We start from the raw sequence: 14,397 nt of genomic DNA, 5'->3' as shown, positions 1-14,397 counted from the left end.
ACCGCTAGGGGCCGCGGCTCAGCGCACCACGAAGACGCTGACCTCGGCATGCATGGCGACATGGCTCGCATGGGCCGCGAAGAAATGATCCGGAAAGCCCGGCCGGTGCGAGGCCATGACCACGAGATCCGCGCCGGTCTCTTCGACGGCGTGCACCAGCGTGCGGTTGAGATCGATCGACGGGTCGTGCGTCAGGATCGACTTCGAGGTCGCCTTCAATCCATGCCGTTCGGCCTCGGCCGAGGCGAACGCGGCCAGCTTGCCGGCAAAGGCTTCCGGCGTAGGGGCGACCGGACCGGGGCTCGACGTCGTGACGCCGACATAGCAGACCTCGGCATCGTAGATCCGCGCGAGATCCGCCACGGTCCTCAGCGCTTTCTCGAGCGTTTCGGCATGGGCGAGGTCGACGGGCACCATGATCCTCTCGTACATCCTCATCCTTTCTCGGCTGGAGTTCGGCGACAGTCTGGCAGATTGGCCGCAGCCGGTCGTTGATCCCGGTCAACCGGGTTCATGAATGCGGGCTCGACAGCCTCAGGTCTGCAGCACCCCGTGCCGGACCAATCGTCTCTCCGGGAACCTTGATGCCGAAGCGGAAGTTCCAGAGGCGCCGTCCTACCCTAGTTCATTGCGCAATCGGCTCGTGCATGGCCGCTCGCCGCCTCGCAGGCGACGGGCGCCTCGCAAGCCTCCTGCCGGGCCGGCACCCAACAAGGAGAACCGTCTTGAAGCCCATCCTCCCCGCCGTCGTCCTCGCCCTTCTGGCCGGACCCGCCCTTGCCCAGGACGCGCAGCCGGGGATCGTGACGGACAGTCCAGCCCAGACCTCTAACGGCGACGCCTCCCCCGCCCCCGCGGACAGCTCGACCACCGCGCCGGCGAAGGATCCTGCTTCGGCCGACACCGCCACCGGCGCCTCCTCGATCCTCGTGCCGATCGGCAAGGATGACGCGCCTGTCCCGAGCCTCAACCTGATGGTGGACCAGGTCGAGGAACTCGACGTCGTCGGGGCCGACGGCTCCGACCTCGGCGAGGTGTCGAACGTCCTCGGCGACCAGACCGGCCAGCCGAAGGCGGTGACCGTGGAGGTCGGCGGCTTCCTCGGCGTCGGCCAGAAGACGGTCATCCTGATGCTCCAGGACGTGACGCTCGATCTCGGCAAGCTGCGGACGACGCTCACCAAGGAGCAGATCGAGAAGATGCCGGACTTCAACGGCTGAGGCCGCCCCCCTCAACCGAACGCCGCGCGCTCGGCCTCCACCAGCTCCCGGATGAAGTCAGCGACCGCCGCGATGCGGCGAATGTCGCGGGCGCTCTCGTGGAACACGAGCCAATAGCTCCGCCGCACGGTCTCCTGCGGCAGCACGCGCGAGAGTTCGGGGCGGCGGTCGGCCATGAAGCGGTGGAGGATGCCGATCCCGGCGCCGGCGGCCACCGCCTCCGTCTGGCCGAGGGCGCTGGAGATTTCCGTGGCCGAGGGCCATTCCTCGGTGAGATCGGCGAAATAGGCAAGGCGCGGGCTGTAGAGGAGATCCTCCACCGCCCCGACGAGGCGGTGTGCCTTCAGATCGGCGAGGGTTTCGGGGCGCCCCCGCTCACCCAGATAGGTCCGGGCGGCGTAAAGGCCGAGCGCATAGTCGACGAGCTTGGCCGCGACCAGGCGTCCCGCCTCCGGCCGCTCGATCGTGATGGCGATGTCCGCCTCGCGCCGCGAGATGGAAAAGGCGCGCGGCACCGGGACGAGCTGCACGACGAGGTCCGGGTGTCGCTCCTGAAGGCGCCAGAGGCGCGGGGCGAGGAACACCGTGCCGAAGCCGTCCGGCGCGCCGACGCGGACTGTGCCGGACAGGCGTACATCGGCGCCGCCGATCTCGGCCCTCGCCGCCAGCATCGCTGCCTCCATCCTCTCGGCGTGGTCGAGAAAGGCGCGGCCGGTCGCCGTCAGCTCGCAGCCGCCCGGACGCCGGAAGAGGAGATGCGTGCCGAGTGCGGTCTCGAGGGCCGTCAGCCGCCGGCCGACGGTCGCGTGGTTCAGATCCAGCCGCCGCGCCGCGCCCAGGATCTGGCCGGCCCGGGCGACCGCGAGAAAAATGCGGACGTCGTCCCAATTCATGACGAGGAGCCGGCCTCCAGAGTACGGGGCTTCAATTTTCGCACAATGGATGCGCGTTTCAACCCGTTGGATTCTGCGGCAATTCGCGTCACAACGATCTCACACGATCATCGAGGAGGAATGGACATGCAGGACATCGGACACTTTATCGGCGGCAGGCACGTCGCCGGCACCAGCGGACGCACGGCCGACGTGTTCAATCCGGCAACGGGCGAGGTCCAGGCCAAGGTGGCGCTCGCCTCCGCGGAGGAGTTGCGCGCAGCCGTCGAGAACGCGCGGGACGCCCAGCCGGCCTGGGCGGCGACCAATCCCCAGCGCCGCGCCCGCGTCATGATGAAGTTCGTCGACCTCCTCAACCGCGACATGGACAAGCTCGCCGAGGCTCTCTCCCGCGAGCACGGTAAGACGTTCCCGGACGCCAAGGGCGACGTGCAGCGCGGGCTCGAGGTCGCCGAGTTCTGCATCGGCGCGCCGCAGATGCTGAAGGGCGAGTTCTCGGAAGGCGCAGGGCCGGGCATCGACATCTATTCGATCCGCCAGCCCCTCGGCGTCGTCGCCGGCATCACGCCGTTCAACTTCCCGGCGATGATCCCGATGTGGAAGTTCTGCCCGGCGATCGCGGCCGGCAACGCCTTCATCCTGAAGCCATCGGAGCGCGACCCGTCCGTGCCGCTGATGCTCGCCGAGCTGATGATGGAAGCGGGCCTGCCCGCCGGGATCCTCAACGTCGTCAACGGAGACAAGGGCGCGGTCGACGCGATCCTCGACGATCCGGACATCCAGGCGATCGGCTTCGTCGGCTCGACGGCGATCGCCAAGTACATCTACGGCCGCGGCTGTTCGAACGGCAAGCGCGTCCAGTGCTTCGGCGGCGCCAAGAACCACATGATCATCATGCCCGACGCCGACATGGACAAGGCGGTCGATGCGCTGATCGGCGCCGGCTACGGCGCGGCGGGCGAGCGCTGCATGGCGGTCTCGGTCGCGGTTCCCGTCGGCGAGGAGACGGCGGACCGCCTGGTCGAGAAGCTGATCCCGAAGGTCGAGGCGCTGAAGATCGGACCCTATACGGCCGGTGACGACGTCGACTTCGGCCCGCTGGTGACCCGCGAGGCACAGAAGCGCGTTCTCGGCCTCGTCGACCGCGGCATCGAGGAAGGGGCCAAGCTCGTCGTCGACGGGCGGAACTTCAAGATGCAGGGCTATGAAGACGGCTTCTTCGTCGGCGCCTGCCTGTTCGACCACGTCAAGAAGGACATGGACATCCACAAGACCGAGATCTTCGGTCCGGTCCTCTCGGTCGCCCGCGCCAAGGACTACGAGGATGCGCTCGACCTGCCGATGAGCCACGAATACGGCAACGGCGTCGCGATCTTCACCCGCGACGGCGACGCTGCGCGCGACTTCGCGTCCCGCATCAACATCGGCATGGTCGGCGTCAACGTGCCGATCCCGGTGCCGCTCGCCTATTACACCTTCGGCGGCTGGAAGGCGTCGGGCTTCGGCGACCTCAACCAGCACGGCGCCGACGGCTTCCGCTTCTACACCAGGACGAAGACGGTCACGAGCCGCTGGCCGTCCGGCATCAAGGACGGCGCGGAGTTCTCGATCCCGACGATGCGGTAGAACCGGCGGCTTCAGCCGCGACCGGACATTAAGACCGCTCACGAAAAAGGGCCGCCAAACCGTGCGGCCCTTTGCTTTGTCCAGCTGTGATCACGGCGCCGGCTGCGGCGCGGATCGCCTTGCGCCACGCCCGTCAGGGCGAAGACCGCCGGCAAGCTTTCGGCTTTCCCGGCGGTCTGGGCGGTCAGGCGCGTGAGACGATCAGAACTCTTCCCAATTGTCGGCCGCGACCTCGTGAGACGCCGCAGGTGCCGCCCCGCCGTGGCCGACCTGACGCATCTGCGTCACCGGCTTTGCGGCAGGCTTGGCCGGAGCGCGCGCGGCCGGGGCGGCCTTGCGCGCCGGCTTGCCGGTCGCGGAGATATCCGCCGTCTTGGTCGCGGTGCGGAAGCGGCTCATCGCATTGGCCAGTTCGTCGGTCTCGGTGGCGAGCGTCTGGCTGGCGGCGGTCGCCTCCTCGACCATGGCCGCGTTCTGCTGGGTGACCTTGTCCATCTGATCGGCGGCGGTCGAGACTTCGCGGAGGCTCGTCGCCTGCTCCCGAGCGGAGGCGGCGATCTTGTCGATCACCTCCGACATCGAGGCGACCTCCGTAACGATCTCCTCCAGCGACTTGCCGGACGCGGTGACGAGTTCGACGCCGGTTTCCACCTGCCCGCGCGAAGCGGAGATGAGGCCCTTGATCTCCTTGGCCGCTTCGGCCGAGCGCTGGGCGAGCCCGCGCACTTCCTGGGCGACGACGGCGAAGCCCTTGCCCGCCTCGCCGGCGCGTGCCGCCTCGACGCCCGCGTTGAGCGCCAGGAGGTTGGTCTGGAAGGCGATCTCGTCGATCACCCCGATAATCTGATTGATCTGGTTCGACGAGGCTTCGATCTGGCTCATCGCCTCGACCGCCTGGCGGACGACATCGCCGCCCCGCTGGGCTTTCTGGCGCGCGACCATGGTGACCTTCTGCGCTCCGGCGGCGCCGTCCGCGGTCTCGTTCACCGCCCGCGTCACCTCGCCGAGAGCGGCGACCGTCTCTTCCAGGCTCGCCGCCTGCTGCTCGGTGCGCTGGGCGAGATCGTTGGAAGCGGAGTTGATCTCGGCAAGACCGGTGCGGATGGAGCCGATGGTCCCCAGCACATGACCCATGGCGTCTTCGAGCGCCGCGACGCTTTCGTTGAACAGGGCGCGCACGCCCTCGTAATCCTGGCTGAACGGCCGGCCCAGCCGAACTGTCAGGTCGCCGTCCGACAGCTTCTTGAAGCCGTTGGTGACCTCCGCCATGAAGAACTCGTGCGCCCGGACATAGCCTTCCGAGGCCTTTTCGTTCTCGATCCGCTGCAGCTCCTCGGCCTCGCGGGCGGTCGCCGCATCCCCCTTCAGACGCTGCTGCTCGATGACCGCGTGGCGCAGTTTCTCCACGGAATTCGCCATCTGGCCGATCTCGTCGTGGCGGCCGAGCCCGACGACGGCGCGATCGGTCCTGCCCTCCGCGACTTCCGCGATCGTCTTCTGCAGTTCGCCGAGCGGCCGGAACATGCGCCGCGACAGCCAAAGCGCGCCGAGCCCGATGAGGATCGCGGCGACAATCGAGATGGCGGCGAGCTGGTATTCCAGCGTTGTGATCGAGGAAACGAACTCCGCCTTCGGGATGCCGACGTAGAGGACGCCGATCGTCTCCCCCTTGCTGTTCTTGATCGGGTCGTAGGCGGTGAAATACGACGTGCCGAGGATGTCCGCCTCGCCGCGATAGGGCTTACCGTCCCTCAGGACCGCATCGTAGACCGGGCCCTTGGCGAGCACGGTGCCGACGGCGCGACCGCCGTCCGGCTTCATCACATTGGTCGAGACGCGCTTGTCGCCCATGAAGACGGTTGCGGTGCCTCCGACCAGCTGCTTGATCCGGTCGACCGGCGTGAAGAAATCGTTGAGCGGCTGGAAGCCGGCGTAAAGGGTCCCGTTCTCGAGATGGAAGCGATCGCCGTAGCGCTCGAGCACGTCCCATGCGACGCGCATGTTGGCTTCCTGGCGCTCGTTCGCCCGATCGAGCCCGTCCGCCTGGAGCACGACCATGCCGGCGATGCCGAACAAGACGGTCAGGATCGCCAGCGAAGCGACCACCATCGCGGAGACTTTGGCCGAAAGTGAAGTCTTCAGAAACACGCGTTTGATCCCCTCGACACGCTATGCCATGGCCGCTCGGTCCACCACGGAGGGACCGCCGGCCAGAGATGGAAGGCCGTGCCACGCAAGCGGCCGCCTCGTGCGACCCGCCGCGGGCTGCGACAGATTGCCCCGCCAGTAGAATTAACGCAGGTGAATATTTCGTTTCTACCTGCGGCTGAGCAATCTTAACTTTTGGTATCGCAGGCTGATATTATCGACGCCGTGCTATTTGCCGGCAGGCTGGTAGAGCCGCGCATGAGGCGCACGACGCAGGTTCTCCGCACGAATTCGTCCCAGCATTTTCGCACAACGCGACACGGCGCCCGCCGGTCAGGGCCGGCGAGGCAAGCCATAGCCATGGAAGCCCGCATCGCCGACCCCATAGGACCCCCAAGACGGGATCACAGAGGCGTCGCCGGCCGGCCGGGCCCGTCAGGCCCTGCCGAAGCCGCCCGGGGTCGGGGTGGTGACGATCACCGCTTCGCCGGCCTTCAGAACCGTCTGATCGCAGCCTTCGAGCCGCTCCAGCGAACCGTCCAGCCGCCGCACCTCGGTGACGCCCATCTCTCCGTCCTCGCCGCCCGCGATCCCCTTCGGCGGCAGGGTGCGATGCGATGAGAGGATCGCGCAGTCCATCTCCTGGAGGAAGCGGATCGTACGCTTCGTCCCGTCGCCGCCGCGACGCGCGCCACCGCCGCCGGAACCGCGCCGGATGTGAAAGTCCTCCAGCACCACAGGGTAGCGCATCTCCAGGATCTCGGGATCGGTCAGCCGGCTGTTCGTCATGTGGACATGGACGCCGGCGGTTCCGGCAAAGCTGCGGCCGTCGTTCATGCGTCCCGCCGGGGAGCCCGAGCAGATCGTCTCGTAATACTGGTAGCGGTCGTCGCCGAAGGTGAGGTTGTTCATCGTCCCCTCCGAGTTCGACAGTGCCCCGAAGGCGCCGAAGAGCGCGTTGGTGACGTGCTGCGAGGTTTCGACATTGCCGGCGACGACGGCGGCCGGATAGCGCGGCTTCAGCATCGAGCCTTCCGGCACGAGGATCGTCACCGGCCGAAGGCACCCCGCATTCATCGGGATCGGCTTTTCGACCATCACCCGGAACGCGTAGAGCACCGCCGCACGGGTCACCGGCTCCGGCGCATTGAAGTTGTTCGCCATGGAGTCCGACGTGCCGGTGAAGTCGACGGTCGCCATGCGGGCCGCCTTGTCGACGGTGATCTTCACCCGGATCACCTGGCCGGAATCGGTCGGATAGTCGTAGGTACAATCCTCCAGGCCGTCGATCAGCTGGCGCACGGCCTCGGCCGCATTGTCCTGGACATAGCCCATATAGGCTTCGACGGTCGCGAGCCCGAAGGTCTCGACCATCCGGCGAAGCTCGGCCACGCCCTTTTCGTTCGCCGCGATCTGCGCCTTGAGGTCGGCGATGTTCTGTTCGGGATTGCGGGCGGGATAGGGATGGTCGGTCAGGACGCGGCGAAGCTCCTCCTCCTGGAACAGGCCGCCCTCGACGAGCTGCAGGTTGTCGATCAGCACGCCCTCCTCGTCGACCTTCGTCGCCCGCGGCGTCATCGAGCCCGGCGCGATGCCGCCGACATCGGCGTGATGGCCGCGCGAGGCGACGTAGAAGAGGATGCGGGGATTTTCCGCCTTCCCCCTCGCGCCTCCGGCACTCGCCGCCTCTTGTTCGAAGACCGGCGTCACCACGGTGATGTCCGGCAGATGCGTGCCGCCATTGTAGGGAGCGTTGAGCGCGAAGACGTCCCCGGGGCGGATCCTGCCCTCGTTGAGCGCGATCACGGTCTCGACGGACCGGTCCATCGAGCCGAGATGCACCGGCATGTGCGGCGCATTGGCGACGAGGGCGCCGGTATGGTCGAAGACGGCGCAGGAAAAATCGAGCCGCTCCTTGATGTTCACCGAGGACGCCGTGTTCTGCAGCGTCACGCCCATCTGTTCGGCGATCGACATGAAGAGATTGTTGAAGACCTCCAGCAGGACCGGGTCGGCCCCGGCATCGGCCGCCTCGCCGCCTGCCGCGCTTGCCGAACCCGCCTTGGCGGTGCCGAGCGCGGCGTGGCGCGGCTTCTTCTCGGTGCGGGTGAGGAGGATGTCGTCGCGCGCCGTCAGCTCGGCCGTCCAGCCGGGCTCGACGACCACGGTCTGGTTGGGTTCGACGATCAGCGCCGGGCCCTTGATCCGGGCGCCCGCCTTCAGCGCCTCGCGTCGGAAGATCGCGGCCTCGCGCATTTCTCCTCCGGAAAAGAAGCGGCCGGTCTCTCCCGGTTCCGGTTCGTAGCGCTCTGCTTCGCCTGCCGCGGCCGCCTCGCTCTCCGCGCGGCGTTCGGCGGCTTCCACCGAGACGGTCTCGACGACGATCGGCCGGTTCTCGTAGACGAAGCCGAACTGCGCGCGGTGGGCCGCCTCGAATCGCTGCCGAGCCGCCGCAAGGTCGCCCTCATAGTCGACGGGCAGCGTCGTGTCGGTCCCGTCATAGCGCAGCTGCAACAGGACGGTGTGGCCGATCGCGTCGGCGCCGAGGCCCTGTTTCGTCAGCTCCGCCGTCACCGCCTGCGTCAGCTCGGCCGCGAGCGCCTCGATCTCGGCCTTGGCACTCTCTTCCAGCGGCGCGACCAGCGCCTGGCTGCGCGAGGCGAACAGCGAGGACAGGCCGATGCCATAGGCCGACAGGAGCCCCGACATCGGATGGACGAGGACTGTCTCCATCGACAGCGCGTCGGCGACGAGACAGGCGTGCTGGCCGCCCGCCCCACCGAAGGAATTGAGGAGGTAGCGCGAGACGTCGTAGCCGCGCTGGACCGAGATCTTCTTCACCGCATTCGCCATGTTCTCGACGGCGATGGTGAGGAAGCCCTCTGCAACCTGTTCGGGCGAGCGCCCGTCGCCGATCGCCGCGGCGAGGGCCGCGAACTTCTCGGCAACGACGTCCGCGTTCAGGGGCTCGTCCTGCTTCGGCCCGAACACCGCCGGGAAGAGATCCGGCTTCAGCTTGCCGACCATGACGTTTGCGTCAGTCACCGTCAGCGGGCCGCCCTTGCCATAGGCGGCGGGGCCGGGATTGGCGCCGGCCGAGCCCGGACCGACCTGGAAGCGGCCCTGGTCGAGCGAGAGGATCGAACCGCCGCCGGCCGCGACCGTGTGGATCCGCAGCATCGGCGCGCGGATTCTGACGCCCGCAACCTCCGAATCCAGCGCCCGCTCATAGGCGCCGGCATAATGGGTGACGTCCGTCGAGGTGCCGCCCATGTCGAAGCCGATGACCTTGTCGAACTTCGCCGCGCGGGCCGTCTCGGCCATGCCGACGACGCCGCCGGCCGGGCCGGACAGGATCGCGTCCTTGCCCTGGAACATCTCCGCCGCGGTCAGCCCGCCGGAGCTCATCATGAACTGCAGCGAGGGGGCCGAACCGTCGCTCATGTCGGCACCGAGCGCCTTGGCGACGCGCGAGACGTAGCGCGACAGGATCGGCGTGAGGTAGGCGTCGACGACGGTGGTGTCGCCGCGCCCCACGATCTTGATCAGCGGCGAGACCTCGTGGCTGACCGAGATCTGCGAGAAGCCGGCCTCTTCGGCCAGGCGCCGCACGGCCTTCTCGTGCTCGGGGTAGTGCCAGGAATGCATGAAGACGACGGCGACCGCGTCGATCCCGTCCGCCTTCGCCCGCTGCAGCGCCGCGCGCGCCGCCGCCGCGTCGAGATCGCGCTCCACCGTGCCGTCGGCCAGCACCCGCTCCGGCACTTCCTCGACGCGCTCATAGAGCTGTTCGGGCAGGACGATCTCTTTGGCGAAGATGTCCGGGCGCGCCTGATAGGCGATCCGCAGCGCATCGCGGAAGCCCTGCGTGATCAGGAGGAGCGTGCGGTCGCCCTTCCGCTCCAGAAGCGCGTTGGTGGCGACCGTCGTGCCCATGCGCACCGTGCCGATCCGCGCGGACGGGATCGCCGCCCCGGTTTCAAGCCCGAGAAGCTGGCGGATGCCTTCGAGCGCGGCGTCGTCATAGACGCCGGGATTTTCCGACAGGAGCTTCTTCGGATGCAGCGCGCCGTCCGGATCGCGGCCGATAATGTCGGTGAATGTGCCGCCCCGGTCGATCCAGAAATCCCATTTTCCCGGGCGGGCAGTCCCGCCCGCATCCCTTGCCTGACCCGCTTCGCCTGCCTGCATCGTCGGCACTCCGCCTACAATTTCATCTACGTCGATAATTTATCGACAGATTATCAGCGTGTTTGACCTCATGCAAATTTCGTGGAAGTCTTTGCCCGTCCCTTACGACAGGAGCACGGAGACCCCGGATGAAACATCTGCCGACCGCCTTCCTCGCTGCCGCTCTCGCCCTTCCCGGCGCGGCATTCGCCCAGACCGCCTGGGATATGCCGACGCCCTATCCGGACGGGAACTTCCACGAAAAGAACATCGCCCAATTCATCTCACAGGTGAACGACAAGGCCGGCGATGCGGTGAAGATCACGCTTCATCCCAACCAGTCGCTGATCAAGCATGCCGACATCAAGAACTCGGTCCGCGACGGCATCGTGCCGATCGGCGAACTCCTCGTCTCGCGCCTCGAAAACGAGAGCCCGATCTTCGGCGTCGACTCCGTGCCCTTCCTGGCGACGAGCTACGACGAGGCCTTCAAGCTCTACCAGGCGCAGAAGCCCTTGATGGAGAAGGCGCTCGAAAAGGACGGGCTGAAGCTTCTCTTCTCGGTGCCCTGGCCGCCGCAGGGCCTCTACACCAAGGAGAAGGTCGAGACGATCCCGGACCTGTCGGGCAAGAGCTTCCGCGCCTACAACAAGTCCACCGAACAGCTCGCCAGCGATGCCGGCATGGTGCCCACCCAGATCGAGGCGGCCGACATCCCGACCGCTTTTTCGACCGGCCGCGTCGCGGTGATGATGACCTCGCCGTCCACCGGCGTCGATTCCAAGGTCTGGGACTTCCTCCAATATTACTATCCACTGAACGCTTGGCTGCCCCGCAACATGGTGATCGTCAACCAGTCGGCTTTCGACGCCCTGCCCGAAGGCGCGCAGACGGCGATCATGGATGCCGCGGCCGCCGCCGAAAAGCGCGGCTGGGACGCCTCCAAGGAGGAGACGCAGCGCACCACCGATCTCCTGAAGGAGAACGGCATCGAGGTGGTCGAACCGTCGGCCGAGCTGAAGCAGGGCTTCCAGAAGATCGGCGAAAAGATGACCGAAGCCTGGAAGCAGTCGGCCGGCGAAGACGGCGAGACGCTGCTGGACGCGTATCGCAAGTAGGGCGGATATACCTCCGCAAGGGGAGGCCTGCGCACCCCCTCTGGGCTGCCGCCCATCTCCCCCGCAAGGGGGGAGATCGGCAGCTCGGCGGGCGGCTCCTCGTTCCCCGACCGAAGGCCGAACATGGCGTGCCCAGATGGCGCAAGCGTTTGCGCAAGATCGATCTCCCCAGTGTGGGGGAGATGTCCGGCAGGACAGAGGGGCGCATCGGGGCACGGCGCCCGCGGTCTCCACCTCGCGGCAGCGCCCGGGGCGCAGCGCCTCAACGCGGCGGCCGCTCCACGCCGAACTGCCGCACGCCCGCGCGCGGCCCCACCGTCTTAACCCCAGAGGCCTAGCCCCGCCCCATGCGACGCGCTCTCGACATGCTCTATACGATCGCAGCCGGCGCCGCCGCGCTCTGCCTCGTCGCGATCCTCGTCCTCGTCTCCCTGCAGATCGCGGCGCGCATCCTCGACTTCGCCCTCGTCGCTCTCGGCGTGTCCCCCACCCGCTTCATCGTACCCTCGCTCGCCGAGATCTCGGGCTTCCTGCTCGCCGCGGCGACCTTTCTGGCGCTGGCCGACACGCTGGCGAAGAACGTCCACATCCGCGTCGACCTCCTGACGACGCGCCTTCCGGAGCGTTCCCGGCGGATCGTCGACGGCGGCGTGGCGCTCTGCAGCGCGGCGATCTCGGCCTTCGCGACTTATGCGCTCGCCGCGCTGGCGCTGAAGAGCCTCAGCTATGGCGACGTCTCCTACGGCATGGTCGCCGTCCCCCTGGCTTTGCCCCAGGCCGTGCTCGCCCTCGGCCTTCTCATCCTGACGATCGCGCTGATCGACGAGGCGGTCCTCGCCTTTAGCGGACAGGACCGGATTAGCGGCTCGGGGAGCGCGATCTGATGGGCGTTTTCGAGCTTTCCCTCCTCCTCGTCGTCGTCCTGTTCGGCGCCCTTGCCCTCGGTCTTTGGGTGGCGCTCGCCCTGACGCTGACGGCGCTCGCCGCGCTGCTCGCCCGCCCGGCCCTGCCCGACGCGCAGATCCTCGCGACCTCCTTCTGGTCGGCCTCGACCTCCTGGGACCTCACCGCGCTGCCGATGTTCATCTGGATGGGCGAGATCCTGTTCCGGTCCAAGCTCTCCGACGACCTCTTTGCCGGGCTTGCCCCCTTGATGCGCCGGCTTCCCGGACGCCTCGTCCATGTCAACATCGTCGGCTGCGCGATCTTCGCCGCAATCTCCGGCTCCTCCGCCGCCACCACCCAGACGATCGGCAAGATCTCGCTGCCCGAGCTGAAGGCCCGCGGCTATGACGAGCGCCTCGCCATGGGCTCGCTCGCCGGCTCCGGAACGCTGGGCCTCCTGATACCGCCCTCGATCATCCTCATCGTCTACGGCGCCGCCGTGGAGGAATCGATCGCGCGGCTGTTCATCGCCGGCATCCTGCCGGGCCTCGTCCTCGCCGTTCTCTTCATGGGCTATGTCGCCCTCGCCGCGACGCTGAAACCCTCGCTGATGCCGGACAATGCCGACGTCCTCGCCAAGGAGAGCAAGCTGTCGGCGCTGAAGCGCGTCCTGCCCGCCGTCCTCCTCATCGCCGGGGTCATCGGCTCGATCTATGGCGGCATCGCCTCGCCGACCGAGGCCGCGGTGATCGGGGTGGTCATCGCGCTCGCCATCGCGAGGGCGCAAGGGGCGCTTTCCTGGAGCGATTTCAGCCAGGGCCTGATGGCGGCGACCCGCGTCTCCGCGATGATCGCCTTCATCCTCGCCGGCGCGGCGATCGTCACGACGGCTATGGGCTTTACCGGCCTGCCGCGCGAGCTCGCGACCTGGATCGGCTCGCTCGGCCTTTCGCCCTACGCGCTGCTCTTCGCCCTCACCCTGTTCTTCATGGTGCTCGGCTGCTTCCTGGACGGCATTTCCATGGTGGTGCTGACCACTTCGGTGATCATGCCTCTGGTCAACCAGGCCGGCTTCGACCTCGTCTGGTTCGGCATCTACCTCGTCATCGTCGTCGAGATGGCGCAGATCACCCCGCCGGTCGGATTCAACCTCTTCGTCATCCAGGGCCTGACGGGGCGCGACATCTTCCAGATCGCGGCGGCGACGGCGCCCTTCTTCGGCCTGCTGGCGCTGATGGTCCTGCTCCTTGCCCTCTTCCCCGACCTCGCGCTGTTTCTGCCGCGGACCATGTTCTCGGGAGGCTGACATGTCCCAATCCGACCGGAGCGACGACACGGCGGGCGAATCGATCGGCCCGATCGTTTCCTCCGCCCATCTTGCCGACGGGGCGATGCCGGCGCTGTCGGAGGTCGAATTCGGCATGATTCTCGCCGGCCACGCCTTCGAGCGCTGGATGGAGCGCTGCATGACGGCGGCCGGCCAGCCGGGCCTGACGGCGACGGAGATCCTCGTCCTCCACACCGTGACCCATCGCGGCAAGGCCAAGCGGCTCGCCGACATCTGCCTCGTCCTCGGAATCGAGGACACGCATCTGGCGACCTATGCGATCAAGAAGCTCGAGGCGAAGGGCCTCGTCTCCCGCGAGAAGGCCGGCAAAGAGCGGCTGGTGACGATCACCGATGCCGGCGAAGCCGCCTGCCGGCGCTACCGGGACCTGCGCGAGAAGATCCTCGTCGCCGGCGCGAGCGAGACCGGGATTTCGCCCGAGGCGATGTCGAAGATCGCCCATCTCCTGAGGGTCCTGTCCGGCCATTACGACCAGGCCGCCCGCACTGCGGCGAGCCTGTGAACCGGAACGCCTTACCGGATGCACCCTTTGTGAAGGCCTCCGCGCCGCGCATGACGGCAGCGGAACGCGCGGGCTCGGACGCCCCCAGAGCGGACGCGCAAGCCCGCTCGTCAAAGCCCCTCGATGCTGCGCCTGCAGGAATCCCAGCCGCCGTGGCGCCAGGGGACTCCGGTCCTTCGCCGCAAATCCGGACCACCTCACACACCGATCCCGGCGGCGTCGTGCGATCGTCATGCGAATTCGTCACAATGACATTGGCAAAATGCCGGTTCTGACGGCTTGCATTCTGCGCCGCGACCCGCTACCTACCCGCCAGTGGTGATGCGCCTCCGGCGCTGCCCCAAGCGCGCCCGTAGCTCAGCTGGATAGAGCACCAGACTACGAATCTGGGGGTCAGAGGTTCGAATCCTTTCGGGCGCGCCAAAACCCGGCTGTCCGCCCCGGAGACATGGGTAACAGAACGTTCCTAAGACATGGGTGACAATCT

At 67.5% G+C, this 14,397-nt stretch carries 10 protein-coding genes and 1 tRNA gene; 7 read left to right on the top strand and 4 right to left on the bottom strand.

The window, feature by feature from the left end:
* Positions 1-18 precede the first annotated feature (18 nt).
* Complete coding sequence (locus LH400_RS14520; RefSeq protein WP_229153458.1) at positions 19-432, bottom strand: universal stress protein; 414 nt, start codon at positions 430-432, stop codon at positions 19-21.
* A gap of 293 nt (positions 433-725) precedes the next feature.
* Between LH400_RS14520 and LH400_RS14515 the strand changes: the two genes are divergently transcribed.
* Positions 726-1,220, top strand: a complete 495-nt coding sequence (locus LH400_RS14515; protein WP_229153457.1) for a PRC-barrel domain-containing protein — start codon at positions 726-728, stop codon at positions 1,218-1,220.
* Between the two features lie 11 nt (positions 1,221-1,231).
* On the opposite strand, the gene LH400_RS14510 is transcribed toward LH400_RS14515, so the two are convergent.
* Complete coding sequence (locus LH400_RS14510; protein ID WP_229153456.1) at positions 1,232-2,113, bottom strand: LysR family transcriptional regulator; 882 nt, start codon at positions 2,111-2,113, stop codon at positions 1,232-1,234.
* 126 nt (positions 2,114-2,239) lie between these two features.
* Here LH400_RS14510 and LH400_RS14505 point away from each other — a divergent pair, with 126 nt between their 5' ends.
* Positions 2,240-3,739, top strand: a complete 1,500-nt coding sequence (locus LH400_RS14505; RefSeq protein WP_229153455.1) for a CoA-acylating methylmalonate-semialdehyde dehydrogenase — start codon at positions 2,240-2,242, stop codon at positions 3,737-3,739.
* Between the two features lie 201 nt (positions 3,740-3,940).
* Here the strand turns inward: LH400_RS14505 and LH400_RS14500 are convergent, their stop codons facing one another.
* Both LH400_RS14500 and LH400_RS14495 read right to left on the bottom strand, forming a co-directional pair.
* Complete coding sequence (locus LH400_RS14500) at positions 3,941-5,887, bottom strand: methyl-accepting chemotaxis protein (protein ID WP_370638395.1); 1,947 nt, start codon at positions 5,885-5,887, stop codon at positions 3,941-3,943.
* Positions 5,888-6,322: 435 nt separating this feature from the next.
* Positions 6,323-10,078, bottom strand: a complete 3,756-nt coding sequence (locus LH400_RS14495) for a hydantoinase B/oxoprolinase family protein (protein ID WP_229153454.1) — start codon at positions 10,076-10,078, stop codon at positions 6,323-6,325.
* A gap of 128 nt (positions 10,079-10,206) precedes the next feature.
* On the opposite strand from LH400_RS14495, the gene LH400_RS14490 reads away from it, so the two are divergent.
* From LH400_RS14490 to LH400_RS14470, 5 genes are all read left to right on the top strand, one after another.
* Positions 10,207-11,175 carry a TRAP transporter substrate-binding protein gene (locus tag LH400_RS14490; RefSeq protein WP_229153453.1) on the top strand — a complete coding sequence of 323 codons (969 nt, stop codon included), beginning with the start codon at positions 10,207-10,209 and terminating at the stop codon, positions 11,173-11,175.
* A 347-nt stretch (positions 11,176-11,522) separates the two neighbouring features.
* Positions 11,523-12,059 (top strand): TRAP transporter small permease, encoded by a 537-nt coding sequence (locus LH400_RS14485; protein ID WP_229153452.1) that lies wholly within the window; start codon positions 11,523-11,525, stop codon positions 12,057-12,059.
* Positions 12,059-13,366, top strand: coding sequence for a TRAP transporter large permease (locus tag LH400_RS14480; protein WP_229153451.1), 1,308 nt, complete (start codon positions 12,059-12,061; stop codon positions 13,364-13,366). Before LH400_RS14485 ends, LH400_RS14480 begins: the two co-directional genes overlap by 1 nt.
* Position 13,367: 1 nt before the next feature.
* Positions 13,368-13,910: a winged helix DNA-binding protein gene (locus tag LH400_RS14475; RefSeq protein WP_229153450.1), complete on the top strand. Its 543-nt coding sequence runs from the start codon at positions 13,368-13,370 to the stop codon at positions 13,908-13,910.
* 346 nt (positions 13,911-14,256) lie between these two features.
* Positions 14,257-14,333, top strand: a tRNA-Arg gene (locus LH400_RS14470).
* The last annotated feature ends 64 nt before the right edge of the window (positions 14,334-14,397 follow it).

The organism is Jiella soli (assembly GCF_020615385.1).
Lineage (GTDB): Bacteria > Pseudomonadota > Alphaproteobacteria > Rhizobiales > Rhizobiaceae > VKMB-3413.
The sequence above is the reverse complement of the archived record's forward strand: the minus strand, read 5'-3'. Positions and strand labels throughout refer to the sequence as shown.